Origin of the sequence: Cohnella laeviribosi DSM 21336, from assembly GCF_000378425.1 — a bacterium.
Lineage (GTDB): Bacteria > Bacillota > Bacilli > Paenibacillales > Paenibacillaceae > Cohnella > Cohnella laeviribosi.
The window spans coordinates 1-18883 of the sequence record NZ_KB899831.1; the positions used below are offsets into that span (position 1 = coordinate 1).

The following is an 18883-nucleotide window of genomic DNA, read 5'->3' on the forward strand; positions in this document are numbered from 1 at the left end:
CTTGCCGACCAACGTATTGCTTTTGCCTCTGAGCTAAGGAAGAATCCCCCCTTCCGTCCCCTAAAGGGGAAACGCAGGGAGTACAACCCCCTGCACCCCGTTACTCGCCGTAAGGCAGGCCCGGCAAAAATGCCGGGTGACCTTGAAAGTATGGGCAAATGGAGTCGCCTGTAAAGAAAAACGCTTGACAGGCTCTATTTAGGTGCGCCAAAAACAAGGCTGCCCACAGAATGGTTGACAGGTTTCGTTCATATCAACGGCTCTACGGTCCGGAAGGGGGACGTTTTTCGGTTGCATGTAGGAAATAGCGGATCTTCTGTCCACGTCCGGGAAAGGAGGGAGAGCCGGCCCGCCGCTTTCTGATCAAACGGCGGGGCCGGTGAAAGCGGCGTATCGTGTAAAGGCGGCGCATCGACAAAGGTTACGCACCGGATCAAAGCTGCACATTGGAATGCAAGCTAGTCATTGGATGAAAGCTGCGCTCCGATGAAAGCTGCGCATCGGTAAAGGCAGCGCATCGGAGTGCGCTCCGAGATGTAAGCAACACACCGGCAAAGCGGAGCACCGGATCAAACCTGCGCACCCGATGCACCCATGCGCGGCGAGGGCCGCGAATCAGGATGCCCAAGCTTGTGACCGACCATGTCTTCCGTCACACCCATGCGCGGCGAGGGTCGTACGTCAGGTTGCGCTCATCGCTTTGAACGACGCCTCCGCCGCCTCCAGCGTGTCGTCGATGTCCCGATCCGTATGCGCGGTCGTCAAAAACCACGCCTCGTACTTCGACGGCGCGAGATAGACGCCGCGGTCCAGCATTTCGCGGAAGAAGCGGGCGAACGCTTCCCCGTCGGTATCTTGAGCCTGCTCGTAGTTGGTGACGGGGTGGCTGCAGAAATGCGTTGAAAACGCGCCGACGATGCGGTTGATCGTGAGCGGGATGCCGTACCGGTCGGCCGACGCCTGAAGTCCTTCCGTGAGGCGTACCGCCATCGCCTCCATCCGCTCGTAGACGCCCGGCTCGCGGAGCACGTCCAGGCAGGCAAGCCCGGCGGCGACAGAGGCGGGATTGCCCGCCATCGTGCCGGCCTGATAAGCCGGACCGAGCGGCGCGACCCGGTCCATGATCTCGCGTTTGCCGCCGTAGGCGCCAATCGGAAGCCCGCCGCCGATGATTTTGCCGAGCGCGGTCAAGTCCGGCTCGATGGCGGAAGGGTCCGGGAAGGCGCGGAACGTTTGGGCGGAGCCGTAGTGGAACCGGAATGCGGTGATGACTTCGTCGTAAATGACGAGCGCGCCCGCGTCCCGGGCCAACCGGCATACCGTCTCCAGGAAGCCGGGCTGCGGCATGACCATGCCGAAGTTGCCGACGATCGGCTCCACCAGGACGGCCGCGACATCTTCGCCCCAGCGTTCCAGCGCCAGCCTCAGGCCGTCGGCATCGTTAAACGGCACGGTGACGACTTCGTTGGCGATGCTGACCGGCACGCCTGCGCTGTCGGGGGTGCCGAGCGTCGACGGACCGGAACCGGCGGCGACGAGCACGAGGTCGGAATGGCCGTGGTAGCAGCCGGCGAATTTGACGATTTTGGTGCGGCCGGTGGCGGCCCTGGCTACGCGGATCGTCGTCATGACCGCCTCCGTGCCGGAGTTGACGAACCGGACTTTGTCCATGGACGGGATCGCTTCTTTCAGCCTGCGCGCCAGCTCGATTTCCCCTTCCGTCGGCGTGCCGTACAGCGTGCCGTTGCGGGCGGCGTTCACGATCGCCTCCGTCACCCGCGGGTGGGCGTGACCCGTAATGATCGGCCCAAACGCCGCCAAATAGTCGATGTAGCGGTTGCCGTCCGCATCCCAGAAATAGGCGCCCTCGGCGCGTTGCATGAAGACCGGCGCGCCGCCTCCGACCGCCTTGAACGAGCGCGAAGGACTGTTCACGCCTCCGACGATATGGCGCAGGGCTTCCTCGTAAAGAGCTTCGGATTTTGTACGCTGCATGTTCAACGACCTCCAGGTTCAGTTTGTGAAAAGAAATTTCCGCTTGGGAACGGCGACGGTTACGGCGCTCAGGTTAACGGCGATGGTTGCTACGTGTTTCAAGTTAACGGCGATGGTTGCTACGTGTTTCAAGTTAACGACGATGGGTATAACGTTTAGGTTGGCGAAGATGGCAGTATCGCTTCAGATTAACGACGATGGCAGCAACGCTTCAGGTTGGCGAAGATGGCTACGCCGATTCAGGTGAGCGGCCTTTCACCGGCGCCGTTCCAAAACGGAAAAGGAGACCGCCAGCCGGCGATCCCCGCTTTCCGATGGGTGTTCAGTTTCTTGCAGGCTTACTCGGAGCCTCCCGGCGAGCCGCCTTCAGCGTCCGAGGCCGACGGCGAGGCGCTTGGAGACGGCGATGGGCTGACGGAGCTGTCCGTCGCCAGCACCTCCCGGACGTACTGTTGCAGCTCGTCCAAATCCCGCACGCCCAGTACGGCGGCGCCGCCGACGCGTTCCTCGGAGATGAGCTCCATCGGAGGAACCTGCGCGGAGCCCGCCTGATGGGACTTGAAGCCGAGGCTCGCGAGCTTTAACATATCTTCCGGCGACAGGTTCGTTTCGATATACGGACTGATTTCGCCGATAATCTGCGGGAGCTTCACGATGTTCCAGCCGGACTGCAGCTTGTCCGCCACCGCCTTAAGGAAGTTGCGCTGGCGTTCCGTGCGCGTGAAGTCGGACAGTTTGTCGTGGCGGAAACGGACGTACTGCAGCGCCTTCTCCCCGTCCAGATGCTGCTGCCCTTTCTTCAAATCGATGTCGTAAACGTGCCCGTCCGCCGCGTCGGTGTAGTGCATATCCTTCTCGACGTAGAAGTCCACTCCGCCGATGGCGTCGACCAGCTTGATAAATCCCTGGAAGTCCACGTACACGTAGTACTGGATATCGAGATCGAGCAGGTTGCCGATCGCCTTCATGGCCAGCTCGGGACCGCCGATCGCCAGCGCGGCGTTGGCCCGGTCTTTGCCGTGGCCCGGAATTTCGATATAGGTGTCGCGAAGGACGGAGAACAAATGAATCCGCTTCGTCGAAGGGTCGATGGAGGCGACCAGCATGGAGTCGGAACGGGGAACTTCCCCTTCGCGCAGACCGCGCTCGTCTCCGCCCATCAGCAGCACGTTGACTCGCTCGGTTCCGGTCCATTCCGGGGGCTTATCCTCCGGTTTGGACTCGAATTGGCCGAAACGCGATTCGCTGTCCGATTTTTGCAGGCCTTTCATCTGGGAGTAGCCGCTGTACACGTACCAGCTTACCGCGGCGATAACGGCCAAGAATACGGCTAGAAGACTGTAGACGAATATTTTTCTTTTTTTGGTTTTGTTTTTGCGCATACCATTGTTTCCTTTCGGCGCAAACGGCGAATGACCGTTTACGCGGGTGGGATCTGGATGTATGATTGCATATTATGAAATTATAAAGTTTACTAGAGGGTTGAAGCAAGTATTGTCGAAAATTGGGGGACCGTTCATACACCATGTTAGCTATAGAAGTCGAACGGCTGCGCAAGCAGTTTAAAGTGCAAAAAAACCGCGAAGGCCTCAAAGGCGCGCTGCTCGATCTGTTCAAACGGGAATATACCGAGGTGACGGCCGTCAAGGACATCAGCTTTCGGATTCCGCAGGGCGAAATATGCGGTTACATCGGCGAGAACGGAGCCGGCAAATCGACGACCATCAAGATGTTGACCGGCATCCTCGTGCCTACGTCCGGCAAAATTCTCGTCAACGGCTATGTACCGTACAAAGACCGCGAAACCTTCGTGCAGGGCATCGGCGTCGTGTTCGGCCAGCGCAGCCAGCTTTGGTGGGATATCGGCGTGATCGAATCGTTCCGCCTGCTGCGCAAGGTATACCGGGTCGACGAGCGGGATTTCAAGCGGCGTCTGGACGAGCTGGTCGAGACGCTGCAGCTTGGCGATCTGCTGAACCGCCCCGTGCGCAAGCTGAGCCTCGGCCAGCGGATGCGCTGCGAGCTGGTGGCGGCGCTCCTGCACAACCCGTCGATTTTGTTTCTGGATGAGCCGACGATCGGGCTCGATATCGTGGTCAAAACCGAAATCCGCGAATTTCTGAAGCGTCTCAACCGCGAACACGGCACCACGATTCTGCTGACGACCCACGACCTGCAGGACATCGAGGCGCTCTGTTCCCGCGTCATCATGCTGGATGACGGCAACATTATTTACGACGGCAGCCTGGAGGAGCTCAAGAGCCGCTGGAGCAAAGGCCGCGAAGTGCAATTCCAGTTTTCGGACCCGGTGTCGCTGCAGGCCTTGTCCGCCCTTACCGCCGGGCAGGGGGTCCGCTGGACGAAGGAGAACGAAATGACGGCGAAAGTCTGGATTCCGCGCGAGATGAACGTGTCGGACGTGCTGTCCCGCGTCGTCGGCGCGATGGAAATCAGCGACATCAAAATTTTCGAAACGAACACCGATGAAATCGTGCGCGAGATTTACCGGACGGGCGGTTCGGAAAAAACGGCGGAAGCCGAAAACGGCGAGGCCTTGCCGGCCATGGCGGGGGCGGACAGCCGTGATTAGCGCATACGTCGATTTTATCCGCATCCGGTTTCTGACGATGCTCGCTTATCGCGTTAATTATTACAGCGGCATCGTCATCTATGCCATCAACATCGGCGCCTATTACTTTATGTGGAAAGCGATCTATGGCGACGCGGAGCAGCTTGGCGGCTTTACGGCCGGCCAAATGACCACCTATGTCGCGGTGTCCTGGATGGCCAGGGCGTTTTACTTCAACAATCTCGACCGGGAGATCTCCAACGATATCCGCGACGGCAGCGTTGCGGTGCAGATGACGCGGCCCTATTCCTACATTATGGTCAAAATGATGCAGGGCTTCGGCGAAGGGCTGTTCCGGCTGCTGCTGTTCATGGCGCCCGGGATGGTCGTCGTCACCCTTATTTTTCCCATCGAGCTGCCAACCGATCCCGTTTTGTGGATGATTTTCTTGGTCATGATCTGGTTCAGCTTTCTCATCAATTCGCAGATCAACGTAATGACGGGATTGTTCGCTTTCTTTGTGGAAAACAACGAGGGGCTTATGCGGATGAAAAGGGTGACGGTGGACCTGCTATCCGGGGTTGTCGTGCCGATTGCGTTTTTCCCCGGGTGGGCCTCGGAAGTGCTGAAGTGGCTGCCGTTTCAGGCGATCACGTATTTGCCCGGCTCGGTGTTTACGGGGCGCATCGCCGGCTCCGCCGTTTGGGAGGCGCTGCTCGTCCAGGCCGCCTGGTTCGTAGCGCTGATTGCGCCGATCGCGCTCATGTGGCGGGCGGCGCGCAAGCGGCTGTTTGTGCAGGGAGGTTGAAGCCGTTTGAAAATCGGGTATACGCTGTCGTTGTTTCGGGAATATTTGGCGAACTACATCAAAACGAAGATGACCTACCGCGCGGACTTCTGGGTGGAGGTCGTCTCCGATCTGATGTTTTCGGCCATGAATTTGGTCTTTATCTTCGTCGTGTTCCAGCATACGCCGTCTCTCGGAGACTGGAGCCAGGCCGAGGTCGTGTTCGTATATGGGTATTTCATGATCCCGTACGGGATTTTCGGCGCGTTCGTCAACCTGTGGAATTTCAGCGAACGGTACATTGTCAAGGGCGAAATGGACCGGGTGCTGACCCGGCCGGCCGGCTCGCTGTCGCAGGTGCTGCTGGAAAACGTCGATCCGCCTTCGCTCATCGGGTCGCTGGTCGGCCTCGGGATTATGGGCGCGGCCTGGGCGCGGCTCGGGCTGCCGCTGGACTGGTACGATCCGCTTGTGCTGATCGTGATGGTCGCCGGCTCCGTGCTGATTTACATGGGCATCTACATTGCGCTCGCCGCCATCTCGTTTTACTCCGACGCGCCGACCGGGATCGTGCCGCTCATGTTCAACATTCAGAACTACGGCCGCTATCCGATCCAGATTTACAACAAGGGCATCCGGTTTCTGCTGACCTGGGTGCTGCCGTTCGCGTTCGTCGGCGTATATCCGGCGGCCTTTTTCCTGGAGCGGCATCACCACCTGCTGATGGCGTGGCTGACGCCGGTCATGGGCGCGATCTTCGCCGCCATCGGGCTGGCCGTCTGGAACCATGGGGTCAAACGATACCGCGGCGCGGGATCCTGACCGGCGGCGGGGCGAGGCGGAAATGACGGATGCCGATCGGGCGAAGCCCAAAAGATGAATTCGGAAGGAGCAATAGGCATGTCTCAAGTTCAAATCGGACAACCCGTGCCGGATTTCGAGCTCCCGTCTTCGGACGGGACGCTTGTCCGGCTCAGCCAATTTCGCGGCCGCAAGGTCGTGCTCTACTTTTATCCCAAGGACATGACGCCGACCTGCACCCAGGAATCGTGCGACTTCAGAGACGCCAACGCTTCGTTCGGGGAAGCGAACGCCGTCGTGCTCGGCATCAGTCCGGATCCGGTCCAATCCCATGCCAAATTTATCGCCAAGCACCATCTCCCGTTTCCGCTGCTGGCGGACACCGATCATAAGGTGGCGGAGATGTTCGGCGTCTGGCAGGAGAAAAAAACGTTCGGCAAAACGTACATGGGCATCGTGCGTTCGACGTTTCTGATCGACGAGCAGGGCGTGCTCGCGAAGGAATGGCGGAATGTCAAGGTCAAGGGACATGTGGAAGAGGTTCTGGCGGCGGCCCGGCCGTAACGCCGGACAGAAAAACGGCAAGAAGCGGGTTTCCCGGCGTCGGGGGCCCGCTTTTTTTGTGCGTCGTCCCGGTATGGAAAATCGTTGGATCGGACCCGAAAAAATATCACTCTACCTATAATTTACTGTCTTTTATTCGGCGTATGAAGCGCTTACAATGAATCCGAACAGGCTTGAACGCGCTTAAATCGCAACAGGACGCGGAGGTGCCCCAAGAGGTGAAACCGAGTGCAGAGGCGAAGGTTCGGACCGCCGCAACGGCTTCCGGCAAAGAGAGATGGGTGAAATGGCTGAAGAAGCTGTACGGTCAGCGGTATTTGCAGGTGATGGCGCTGCTCGGCGTCGCCTGGATGATTGTGTTCAACTATATTCCGATGTACGGCATCATCATCGCCTTCAAGGAATTCGACATTATTTTGCCGATTTCCCAGGCGCCGTGGGTCGGACTGGATCATTTCAAGGAGTTTCTGAACGACGACAGCCTCGGCAACGTGATCCGCAACACGCTCGGCATCAGCCTGATCAAGCTTGTCATCGGGTTTCCGCTGCCGATCATCTTTGCGCTTTTGCTGAATGAAATCCGCTCCGTCCTGTTCAAAAAGTCGATTCAAACGATCTCCTATCTGCCCCACTTTCTTTCCTGGGTCATCCTGGGCGGCATCTTGTCCACCTGGCTGGCGGATGTGGGGATTATCAACAAAATCCTGATGGCGCTGAACCTCATCGACGCCCCGATCACGTACTTGGCGGAGCCCAAATATTTCTGGTCCATCGTTATTACCTCCGACATCTGGAAGGAGCTGGGCTGGTCGGCCATCATTTACTTGGCTGCAATCAGCAGCGTTTCGCCCGATCTGTACGAAGCGGCGACGATCGACGGGGCGGGGCGCTTTCAGAAAATGTGGAACATTACGCTGCCCACCATCAAGGGCACGATTACCATCCTGTTTATTCTGGCGGTGAGCGGCCTGCTCAACTCCAACTTCGATCAGATTCTCGTGCTGCGCAACTCGCTCAACGACAGCGCCAGCAGCGTCATCGACATCTACGTTTACCAGACCGGCATCGTGGACGGCCGCTACTCCTATTCGACGGCGGTCGGCCTGCTCAAATCGGTGTTCGCGCTCGGCCTGTTGCTCGGGGCGAACTACGTAACGAAGAAGCTGAACAATACTTCTCTGTTCTGATTCCGGTTCCGGCCGGCTCCCCAACCGGCGGCGGCCGGACCGATTTTCCCCGAAAGGCGGCGAGTCCATGTTCACCCTTCTCAAACGCCGGACGCCGGGCGAAGCGATATTCGAGCTCGTCAACGGCTTTCTGATGCTGGTTATCTGCTTTCTGACGCTGTACCCGATTTGGTACGTCCTTGTAAACGCCTTCAACGACGGGGCGGACGCGATGAGGGGCGGCATCTACTGGTGGCCCCGCAAGTTCAGCCTCGACAGCTTCGTGACCGTATTCCGCAGCGACGGCATTATGACCGCGATGGGAATCACGGTGGCCAAAACCGTCGTCGGCACCGTCGTCCACGTTCTGTTCACGGCGATGGTCGCCTATGCGGTGTCGCGCAAGGAGCTGATCGGCCGCAATCTTTATATGATCATCGGCACGATCACGATGTTTTTCGGCGGCGGCCTGATTCCGACCTACCTGCTGATCCGCGATCTCGGCCTGCTGGACCAGTTTCTCGTCTACATCATCCCGGTGATGTTCAGCTTTTTCGACCTGATCATCTTCCTCAGCTTCTTCCGGGAAATTCCCGTCGGACTGGAGGAGGCGGCCAAGATCGACGGGGCGAACGACTTCTCGATTTTCCTGCGCGTCGTCATTCCCGTTTCCATGCCGGTCGTGGCGACGATCGCCCTGTTCCACGGCGTCTACCAGTGGAACGACTATTTTACCGGAATGATCTATATCAACGACACCGATATGCAGCCTATCCAAACCTATCTTTACCGGGTCGTGGCGCAGTCGAGCTCCAACCAGATGATTGCGGCGATGCCGAGCGGCGTTGCCGTCAACGTCACGAGCCAGTCGCTCAAGCTCGCCACCATGGTCGTGACGACCGCTCCGATCGTCTTCGTGTATCCCTTCCTGCAGAAATATTTCGTAAAAGGCTTCATGATCGGCTCCATCAAGGGCTAATGCCCTCGGGGCCCGGCAACCGGCAACCCGCATCCGGCCCGGCCAGGCCAACCTCAGGGAAGACATGCCAACCATCCGGGGCCAGGCGGCAATCCGCTCGATTATCCGTCCGCGCCGGCGGCGCGAACTGATAATAAATCAAAATACGATAGCAAAGGGGCCTGAAACATGGGTGCAAAACGCAAATGGCTGACCTCCGCGATCGCGGCGGCGATGATCTTCTCGCTTGCGGCATGCTCCGGCGGCAACAAAGCCGCAAACGGCGGCCAGCCCGCAAGCAGCCCGGCAAGTCCGTCCGCAAGCCAGGAAGCGTCCGCGGAGCCGCAGCAACCGTCCGGCGACACGCCGGGCTGGCAGCAGGACACGTCGCCGATCACTTTCGACTGGTACATCAACTTCTCGTGGTTCAACAAAAAATGGGGCGGCGACGCCACGGCGGAATACGTCACCAAAAAAACCGGCGTCAGCATCAACTTCATCGTGCCGGCCGGCAACGAAAACGAGAAGTTGAACACGATGCTCGCTTCCGGCTCGCTGCCCGATTTCATCACGCTGGACTGGAACAACGAAGCGGTCAAAAAGATGATCAACGGCAAGCTGGTGCTGCCGCTGAACAAGCTGGCCGAGCAGTACGATCCGTACTTCTTCAAGGTGACCGACCCGGCCAAGCTGGGCTGGTATACGCAGCCGGACGGCAACGTGTACGGCTATCCGAACGCCTCCTCCTCTCCGGCGGATTACGAGAAGTACGGGAAGAACTTCACCTCCAACCAGACGTTCGTCGTGCGCAAGGACATGTACGAAGCGCTCGGCAAGCCCGATATGAGCACGCCGGAAGGCTTCCTGAACGCCCTGAAGGCCGCGAAGGAGAAGTTCCCGGAAGTGGACGGCCAGCCGCTCATTCCGCTCGGGCTGCATGAATTCACCGATACGGGCAACTACTCGCTGGAGTCGTACCTGCAGAACTTCCTGGCCATTCCGCAGCAGAAGGACGGCAAGCTGTACGACCGCAGGCAGGACCCGGAATATCTCCGCTGGCTGAAGACGTTCCGCAAAGCCAACGAGATGGGGCTGCTCGCCAAGGACATCTTCATCGACAAGCGTCCGCAAATGGAGGAGAAGATCGCGCAGGGCCGGTATTTTGCGATGCTGTACCAACGCACCGACTTTGCTACGCAAAACATCGCGCGCTACCAGAAAGACCCCAACTCCGCCTACATCGCGATCGACGGTCCGGCCAATGCCGCCAAGGATCAGCCGACGCTGGCCGGTCCCGGCATCTCCGGCTGGACGGTCACGCTGATCTCCAAGGACGTGAAAGACAAGAAGCGGGCCATCGCGTTCATGAGCTACCTGATCAGCGAAGAAGGCAACAAGGATTTGTTCCTCGGCGAAAAGGGCGTCACGTACGATACGATCGACGGAAAAGACCAGTTCAAGCCGGAAGTGCTTAATCTGCTGAACACGGACCGGGCCGCCTTCGACCAAAAATACGGCGCTTCCTACACGTACTGGATGCTGATGGATACGAACATGAACCTGCAGTGGGCTCCGCCGAGCGTCGATCCCGCCAAGCAGATGGAGGACTGGACGAAAGGCAAGTCGATCAGCATGTCCGAGTTCGACAACCTGGACCCGCCGCCGACGTCGAAGGAAGGCGTGTCGAACAGCAAAAACGCCCGCCTCTGGGGCAAGACGCTGCCGAAGCTGCTGCTGGCGAAATCGGACGAAGAATTTGATAAAATCTTTAACGAATATTTGCAAAACCGCGCCGATCAAGAGGCTATCGAAGCCTATCGCCAAAAAGCGTACGAGGAAAATATCAAAAAGCTGGAAGAAATCAACAACAAATAAGGAAGCATCCAAGCCGCGCCTTACTGCAGAACGCAAGCCTGGTCCCCGTCCCGATTCCGGCGGGCGGCCGGGCTTGCATCCATAACTAGCGGGATGTGAGCGCCAACTTGACAGGAACCGGAAGAAAACGGATATCGGCGATCCGATCTTTTACAGGTAGCTTGCCCATTCAGGTGAAGCTGATTTTGTCGTTTGTGCTGATCATTTTCATTCCGACCCTTTTCTTTTCCTGGTACATGTTCAACGGCATCTCCGACAACGCCATTCAGGAGCTCGTCAAGAAAAACGAGAACATCCTCGACATCGAAAAAATCAATATCCAAAACAACATCGAGGTCATGGAATGGACGGGGCAGATTGCGCTGTCGAACCAGGATATGAACGACTATTTGCAGCTTCGGGAGGAGATGGATACCGCCTGGCTGCTCGAATTCAAGACGAAAACGTTCAGCAGCTTCCAGCATTTCCTGTTCAACAACCCGCGTATCGCGAACATCCGGCTTTTTACCGACAACCCGTACGTGCATGAGTTTTGGCCCGTTGTCCTAAACGAGTCCAGAATCCGCAACAAGCCCTGGTACGATACGGTTATGCGGCAAAAAGGGATCGTCTGGTGGGAAATCCAGCGGAGCCGGGAAATCCTGTCCGACACGACCGTCGGCCCGGCCGTCGAGACGCCGTATGTGTCTTTGTTCCGGGAATTTACGTATCCCGATTTGACCCATAACGGCATTTTGGAAGTCAGCATGGAGGTCAGCCATTTTTTCACGAAGACGTTCAGCAGCGTTCAGGATCCGAGCTCGCAACTGCTTGTCGTCACCCGCAGCGGAGAGGTGTATACGGACGAAAAAGCCGGCATTTTCCAAAACGCTCCCGCCGCAAAGCTCGCGGAACGGATCGCCTTGACCAAGCAGGAAGGCAACCATAGCGAAGTGTTCGACTACGAGGGGCAGTCGTATCTGGCGATTCAGTCCTATATTCCGCGGCTGGATGTTCATCTGGTCAACGTCGTTTCGCTGGCGGACACGCTGGCCGATATCCGGCGGACGCGAAGCAACATGGTGCTCATCGTTTTCGTGCTGGTCGGCGTCTTGTGCATCATTTCCTACTTCATGCATTCGCTCATTCTCAAGCGGCTCCGCGTGCTGCGCGATTCCATGAAGAAGGTGCGCGTCGGCGACTTCCATCTGGACGTGCCCGTATACGGCACCGACGAGGTGGGAGAGCTCGGCCATCATTACCGGCAGCTGCTGAAGAAGATCAACGAGCTGATCGTGGAACAGGTTAACCGGCAAGCGGCGACCAAGGAAGCGGAGCTGCGTTCGCTCAAGAACCAGATCGATTCGCATTTCCTTTACAACACGCTGGAAAATTTGAAGATGCTGGCGGAAGTCGAAGGCCATTATACGATCTCCGACGCGCTGACCTCGCTGGGGGGGATGATGCGCTACAGCCTCCAGTGGACGCGCGACCGCGTTTGGCTCCGGGACGAAATCCAGCACATTCAAAACTATATCGCCATCATGAACATCCGTTACGACGGCCGGCTTGAGCTGCGTCTGGACGTTCCGCCGGAGCTTCTGGATCAGGAGGTGCTCAAAATGACGCTTCAGCCGATCGTCGAAAATGCCGTCAAGCACGGCATGAACCGCTCCGGCCAGCAAGGGAAAAAGCTCTCGATCGCGCTGTCCGCCGCCGTGCGGATGGACGCGTGCATCATCGAGATTACGGATAACGGCTGCGGCATTTCCGAGGATCGCCTGCGGCTGCTCAACCGCATGCTGCGCATGGAGGAGTCCGACTACATGGAGCTGCGGAGCCGGCTCGAGCGGGACGGCCGGGAAAGCAGCGGCATCGGACTGCGCAACGTTGACCAAAGGCTGGTCATGAGCTACGGCATGGAGCACGGCATCCGGGTGGAGAGCGTGGAGGGCCGCTTCACCCGCGTCGTCATGACGTTGCCGCATTTCATTTTGGCCGGAGGGGAGAGCCGATGAAACGCAGGCTGCTGATCGCCGATGACGAAAAAAATATCCGGGTCGGCCTGAAAGCGATGATCGAGCGGCAGTATCCCGCGCGCTACGAGTTTTCGTTCGCGGACAACGGCGCCGAGGCGCTGGCCGTCCTTGCCCGCGAGAGCGTGGATTTGATGATTACCGACATCCGGATGCCCGTCATGGACGGGATCGAGCTGATGGAACGGCTGCAGGAGCTGCCGGAGAGGCCGGCGGTCGTCATCTTGAGCGGGTACGACGATTTTCCGTATGCCAAGGCGGCGATCCGCTATCAGGCCAAGGAGTATATGCTGAAGCCGATCGTGCGCGAAGAGCTGTTTTCCGTGCTGGAGCGGATGGAGACGGAGCTGGGGCGGCGGAGCGAACAGCGGGGCGGCTCGGCGCCGCTGCCGGCGGCAAGGGCTGCGGCGGATCAGCTTGCGTACGTGCTGCTGCAGGAGAGCGCGGACGAACGGGAAATCCGGGAGCGGTTGGCGCAGGCCGGTCTGGAGTGGCTGGACGGCGAATATGCGGTCGGCCTGCTTAAGGAAACGGGCGGCGATTCCGGCCGTCAGGCGATGCTGTCGGGACTGGACCGGCTGCTGGAAGGGGAGGCGTTTTGGGGACGCTGTCAGGACCGGGAGGGGCTTACGGTCGTCGTTGCGCGGGACCCGGCGTTTTTTGCGCGGCTGCTGGAACGTATAGCGGGCCACGCGCTTTTTCAGCCCCGGATCGGCCTCAGTTCGCGGATCAAGGGCATGGAGCGGCTGCGCCTCGCTTACAGCCAGGCCCGGCAGGCGCTGAAATATTTCCTGCTGCATGCCGAAGGCGGAATCGTCGCGTACGACAGCATCCGCAGCCTGGATTCGGGCTGCCCCGTTCCGGAGGACAAAATCCGGAAAATTTCCAATCTGATGGGCTCGAACCGGCTGCCGGAAATGAAGCGGCTGCTGCAGCAGGTGCTGGACATCCGCACGATCGCCCGCTGCGAGATCGGCTATCTGGAGACGGTCGGCCGCAAACTCAACGAGGAAGTGTTCGACCGGGTGTTCCGCAGCTACGGGGAAGAGTCGATCGAAATTCTTAAGCTGTACAAGCAAGCGGGCCATTTCGACAATTTCGCGCGGTTCCACGATTACTACCGGCATGTGGAGCAATTGATGGAGCGTCTGGACGAATATGTCGGCCGCGTCCGCTCCGCCCATGCCGAACGCACGGATATGCAAAAGGCGCTGGAGTACATTCACGAACATTTCCAGCAGGATCTCAACATGGCCGTCGTGTCCAACTACATCTCGCTGAACTACACCTACTTCAGCCAGGCGTTCAAAGAGTACACGGGGGAGAGCTTCTCCGCCTACCTCCGCAAGCTGCGCCTGGCTAAGGCCAAGGAGCTGCTGGAGCATACGGAGCTTAAAGTGTATGAAATCAGCTCGCAAGCCGGGTTCGACTGCGTCAAGCATTTTACCCGGGTGTTCAAGGAAGCCGAGGGCATTTCGCCGTTGGAATACAGGAGCCGGCGGCAGTTCCGGGGGCGGGGGCCGTCGTGAAAGCCCGGGCGTATGCGGGGCGGCGGCGCTCGTTCTCACGGGTCTAGCGGATGCTGTGAGGCTTGAAGTCGGTATTCGCCGGGTTAGCAGGAACCGTGATGTTGGTTCGCGTTGGGCTAGGGAATGTTGAGGAGCTTGACGCTGGTTCTCGTCTGGTGGGCGGAGTCGTAAGGCTTGATGCCTTGTTGCCGGGTCAGTGGGAGCTGTGAGGCCCTGGCGCTGGTTTGCGTCGAGTTAGCGGATGCCATAAGCCTGGCGCTCTGCAGGCTCGGCTCCGGATGTTTTTTCAGGCAAGTGTATCGGAGTTCAATCCGTTTTTGACTGAAGGAGGAGTTCCCGTGGCGGAATGGAAGCGGCAGGAAGCGGAAGGCTGGGTGCGGGCGGTAGGAAAGAAGCTCGTCAACGGACGGGGAGAGGAATTGATTCTGCGAGGGGTGGGCCTGGGCAGTTGGCTTCTCCCCGAGGGCTACATGTGGAAGCTGCCGGAGGGCGGAGACCGGCCGCGGCGGATCGAGCGTCTGGTTGAGGACTTGGTCGGCCCTGAGGAAGCGTCTGTTTTCTGGAAAACGTACCGCGACCGCTATATTGCCGAAGACGATATCCGGCGGATCGCGGAGGAGGGCTTCAATTCCGTGCGGGTTCCGTTTAATGCGCGGATGCTGCTGGAAGGGGAGACGAACGCGGAAGGATACAACGATTCCGCTCTTGCGCTGCTCGATCGCGTCATCGGCTGGTGCCGGACCTGGAAGCTGTACGTCATCCTCGACATGCACGGCGCCCCGGGAGGGCAGACAGGCGCGAATATCGACGATTCCGAGCGCGATCAGCCGGAGCTGTTCATCCGTGAGGAATATCGCCAAGCGGCGATTGATATGTGGCGCATGCTGGCGAAGCGTTACCGGGACGAGTGGATCGTCGCGGGCTACGATCTGCTGAACGAGCCGCTGCCCGACTACCACGGCGCGTACAACAGCCTGTTGCAGCCGCTGTACCGGGACATGATCCGGGCCATACGCGAAGTCGACGACAGGCATCTGATCATTTTGGAAGGAGCGCATTGGGCGACGGATTTTTCGATTTTTACGGAGCGGCTGGACGACAACGTGCTGTACCAGTTCCACAAATACTGGAACAACCCCGACACGGAAAGCATTCAACGCTATCTGGATTTCCGGGATGGCTGGAACGTTCCCGTTTTTATGGGCGAGGGCGGAGAAAACGATCTGGACTGGTACGCCGGCGCTTTTCGGCTGTTCGAAGATCACCGAATTGGCTGGAATTTTTGGACGTGGAAAAAGATGGATACGTTAAACTCGCCGTGTTCGATCCGAAAGCCGCAGGGTTGGGAAGCGCTCGGCGCGTATTTGCAAGGGGGAGAGCGTCCGGACCGCGAGAGCGCGAAGCGGATTCTCGGCGAATATTTGGACAATCTGCCGCTTGAAGCCTGCGATTACCGGCCCGAGGTCGTCCGGGCGCTGTTCCGCAGGCTGCCGGTGCGCATTCCCGCCATTCATTACGGCTACGAGGGCGAAGGCAAAAGCTTCGGCATCGCGAAGCGGAGCGCTTGGGAAAGCGGCTACCGCAAGAGCGACGGCGTCGAGATTCGCCATCTGGACGGTCAGCCCAAGACGCCGCCGGAGGGAACGGGCTGGCATCGCTGGGACCCGGACGAGAAGCTCTGCGTGCAGCTTGCCCCCGGAGACTGGCTGGCCTACGATTTTACGGCAGGATCGCCTTCCGGGGACGAGAGCGCCGGCCGCTTCCGTCTGAGGCTGCGGCTTGCGGCTCCCGACGGAGCCGCTTCGGTTGCCGTATCCTTGAACGGGGAAACCGTCGGCGAAGTGCAGGCGGCAGGCGAAAAATGGGAGACGGCTGAACTTGACCGCGAGCTTCCGCCGCTCGACAGCGGCGCTCACCGGTTGGTGCTGCAAGCGCAAAGGGCCCCCGTCCGGCTGGAGGCGCTGGTCTTCGAGCGGGCGGACGAATAGGGCAAAGGCAGAGTAAAATCTCTGCGGGTGCTTTACCGCTGATCTGGACATTGGAGGCCATGAAGGGTACTGAGCGGACTACATGGCGGGTCAGCGTCGGGGTTGGCGGTAAAGAAGGGTACTGGGCGGACTACATGGCGGGTCAGCGTCGGGGTTGGCGGCAAAGAAGCGTACTGAGCGGACTACATGGCGGGTCAGCGTCGGGGCTGGCGGCAAAGAAGGGTACTGGGCGGACTACATGGCGGGTCAGCGTCGGGGTTGGCGGCAAAGAAGCGTACTGAGCGGACTGCTTAGCGGCTGAGCACCGAGGTTTCTGGAACGGCTGGGCAGGTCAAAGAACGAGGAAAGCAAGTTTGCGTCTGAAAGACACTGCGACCGCCTCGCCGGCCAGGGGCCGTCGTACCGGGACGGCGCGAAACGCCCGCCTTGACGCTTTCTCTTGCGCAAAGCTATAATTACCTCAATTGACTAGCATGTCCCGCTAAAAGCGCAATCGCCCGTTTTGCCGCAGCAGCGCCCTGCGCCCCTTAAGCGCAAAGCGTTCCCGGTCGGGCGATTTAGATTTACACTCAGGAGGCCCGTTACCCACCGTGAACAACAAATCGCACGAACTGATCGTCGTCATCGACTTCGGCGGTCAATACAACCAGCTTATCGCCCGCCGTATCCGCGATCTTGGCGTATACAGCGAGCTGCTCCCTTACAATACGCCCGCCGCCAAAATCCGGGAACTGAACCCGAAAGGCATCGTTTTCTCCGGCGGTCCGGCAAGCGTTTATGCCGACGGTGCCCCGACGGTCGATCCCGGCGTGTACGAGCTTGGCGTGCCGATTCTCGGCATCTGCTACGGCATGCAGTTGATGACGCATCAGCAAGGAGGCAAGGTCGAGCCTGCGCTCAAACGCGAATACGGCAAAGCGGATGTCGACTTTAATGCCGATTGCGAGCTGATCCACGGGTTGGACAGCCGTCAGACCGTATGGATGAGCCACAGCGATCACGTGACCGAGCTTCCGAAGGGCTTTGTTGTCGACGCAAGCACGCCGCATGCGCCCGTGGCCGCCATGAGCGACCGCTCCCGCAAGCTCTATGCGGTCCAGTTCCATCCCGAAGTGCGCCATTCGGTGCACGGCAACGAGATGATCCGCAACTTCCTGTACCGGATTTGCGGATGCAAAGGCGACTGGAGCATGGAATCGTTCATCGAGGATATGATTCAGGACATTCGCAGCCAGGTCGGCAACCAGAAGGTGCTGTGCGCGCTCTCGGGCGGCGTCGATTCGTCCGTCGTGGCGGCGCTGGTTCACCGCGCGGTCGGCGATCAGCTTACCTGTATGTTCATCGATCACGGCCTGCTGCGCAAAGGAGAAGCGGAGAGCGTCATGGACACGTTCGTCGGCAAATTCGATATGAACGTCGTCAAGATCGACGCAAGCGAGCGCTTCCTCGGCAAACTGCGCGGCGTGGAGGACCCGGAACAGAAACGGAAAATCATCGGCACGGAATTTATCCGCGTATTCGAGGAAGAGTCCGCCCGTTTCGACGACTTCGCTTTTTTGGCGCAAGGAACGCTGTACACCGACATCGTCGAAAGCGGGACGGCTACGGCGCAGACGATCAAGTCGCACCACAACGTCGGCGGCCTGCCCAAAGACATGAAGTTCAAGCTGGTCGAGCCACTCAAGTCGCTGTTCAAGGACGAGGTGCGTAAGGTCGGAGAGGAACTTGGTCTGCCTGACGCCATCGTTTGGCGCCAGCCGTTCCCGGGACCGGGTCTGGCTATCCGCGTGCTTGGGGAAGTAACCGAAGAGAAGCTGGAAATCGTGCGCGAATCCGATGCGATTCTGCGCGAGGAAATCGCCAAAGCGGGCCTCGACCGCGAAATTTGGCAGTATTTTACGGCGTTGCCGAATATGAAGAGCGTCGGCGTCATGGGCGACGGCCGAACGTACTCGTATACGGTCGGCATCCGCGCGGTCACCTCGATCGACGGCATGACCGCCGACTGGGCGCGCATCCCGTGGGATGTCCTGGAGAAAATCTCCGTGCGCATCGTCAACGAGGTGCAAAACGTAAACCGGGTCGTTTACGACATTACGTCGAAGCCGCCGGCGACGATCGAATGGGAGTAATGGCGGAAGCCCTTGTGCGAATCCAAGCTTCGCCCGACCGGTTCGACGGCTCGGATGCTCGATGCAGTTGCCGTTTTGGCACTTAAATCGGGGGTCGCGGCGAAACCCGGCTTTGCAGTTGCTGTTAGGGCAACTGCAGCTTCACCCGACCAGTCCAGCGGACCGGATGCCCGATGCAGTTGCCGTTTTGGCACTTAAACCGGGGGCCGCGGCAAAACCCGGCTTTGCAGTTGCTGTTAGGGCAACTACAGCTTCGCCCGTCCGGTCCGTCAGACCGGATACTCCAAATGAACCTCCAAAAAACCTGCTTTTACAGCGGGTTGTGGGAGGTTCATTTTTTTATCGAAACCGGCTTTATTGGAATTCCTCCTTAGGTGCCGCCCCTTTTGCGCCCGCCCGATGGAACCGATCAACGTCTCTCTACGAGCGATAAACCGAAAAAAGTCTCGAAAATTCATATGTAATCGCTTTCAAATCGAACAAATTTACCGAAAAAATATAAAA

The 18883-nt window shown here is 58.9% G+C and carries 13 protein-coding genes; 11 read left to right on the top strand and 2 right to left on the bottom strand.

Going from position 1 to position 18883, the window contains the following annotated elements; translation table 11 throughout:
- Positions 1-681: 681 nt before the first annotated feature.
- Positions 682-1995, bottom strand: a complete 1314-nt coding sequence (locus F560_RS0114840; protein ID WP_019006533.1) for a glutamate-1-semialdehyde 2,1-aminomutase — start codon at positions 1993-1995, stop codon at positions 682-684.
- A gap of 338 nt (positions 1996-2333) precedes the next feature.
- Positions 2334-3377, bottom strand: a complete 1044-nt coding sequence (locus tag F560_RS0114845; protein WP_019006535.1) for an LCP family protein — start codon at positions 3375-3377, stop codon at positions 2334-2336.
- Positions 3378-3520: 143 nt separating this feature from the next.
- Here F560_RS0114845 and F560_RS0114850 point away from each other — a divergent pair, with 143 nt between their 5' ends.
- The 11 genes from F560_RS0114850 (at position 3521) to guaA (ending at position 18379) form a co-directional block, all read left to right on the top strand.
- Positions 3521-4585 (top strand): ABC transporter ATP-binding protein, encoded by a 1065-nt coding sequence (locus F560_RS0114850; protein WP_019006536.1) that lies wholly within the window; start codon positions 3521-3523, stop codon positions 4583-4585.
- Positions 4578-5372, top strand: a complete 795-nt coding sequence (locus F560_RS0114855; RefSeq protein WP_019006537.1) for an ABC transporter permease — start codon at positions 4578-4580, stop codon at positions 5370-5372. Before F560_RS0114850 ends, F560_RS0114855 begins: the two co-directional genes overlap by 8 nt.
- A 6-nt stretch (positions 5373-5378) precedes the next feature.
- Positions 5379-6173 carry an ABC transporter permease gene (locus F560_RS0114860; RefSeq protein ID WP_019006538.1) on the top strand — a complete coding sequence of 265 codons (795 nt, stop codon included), beginning with the start codon at positions 5379-5381 and terminating at the stop codon, positions 6171-6173.
- Between the two features lie 78 nt (positions 6174-6251).
- The gene (gene bcp, locus F560_RS0114865) at positions 6252-6716 is read left to right on the top strand and encodes a thioredoxin-dependent thiol peroxidase (protein ID WP_019006539.1); all 465 of its coding nucleotides are present in this window, start codon (positions 6252-6254) and stop codon (positions 6714-6716) included.
- A gap of 281 nt (positions 6717-6997) precedes the next feature.
- Positions 6998-7903 (top strand): ABC transporter permease, encoded by a 906-nt coding sequence (locus tag F560_RS0114870; RefSeq protein ID WP_051088344.1) that lies wholly within the window; start codon positions 6998-7000, stop codon positions 7901-7903.
- A gap of 67 nt (positions 7904-7970) precedes the next feature.
- Positions 7971-8861 (top strand): carbohydrate ABC transporter permease, encoded by an 891-nt coding sequence (locus F560_RS0114875; protein ID WP_019006541.1) that lies wholly within the window; start codon positions 7971-7973, stop codon positions 8859-8861.
- 168 nt (positions 8862-9029) lie between these two features.
- Positions 9030-10715: a type 2 periplasmic-binding domain-containing protein gene (locus F560_RS0114880; RefSeq protein ID WP_019006542.1), complete on the top strand. Its 1686-nt coding sequence runs from the start codon at positions 9030-9032 to the stop codon at positions 10713-10715.
- A gap of 173 nt (positions 10716-10888) precedes the next feature.
- A complete protein-coding gene (locus F560_RS0114885; RefSeq protein WP_019006543.1) occupies positions 10889-12712 on the top strand; it encodes a sensor histidine kinase in 1824 nt (607 codons plus the stop codon).
- Entirely contained in the window at positions 12709-14259 is a 1551-nt protein-coding gene (locus tag F560_RS0114890) for a response regulator (RefSeq protein ID WP_019006544.1), read from the top strand. Before F560_RS0114885 ends, F560_RS0114890 begins: the two co-directional genes overlap by 4 nt.
- Positions 14260-14597: 338 nt before the next feature.
- A complete protein-coding gene (locus tag F560_RS0114895) occupies positions 14598-16247 on the top strand; it encodes a cellulase family glycosylhydrolase (RefSeq protein ID WP_019006545.1) in 1650 nt (549 codons plus the stop codon).
- 590 nt (positions 16248-16837) lie between these two features.
- Positions 16838-18379, top strand: a complete 1542-nt coding sequence (guaA, locus tag F560_RS0114900) for a glutamine-hydrolyzing GMP synthase (protein WP_019006546.1) — start codon at positions 16838-16840, stop codon at positions 18377-18379.
- Positions 18380-18883 lie beyond the last annotated feature (504 nt).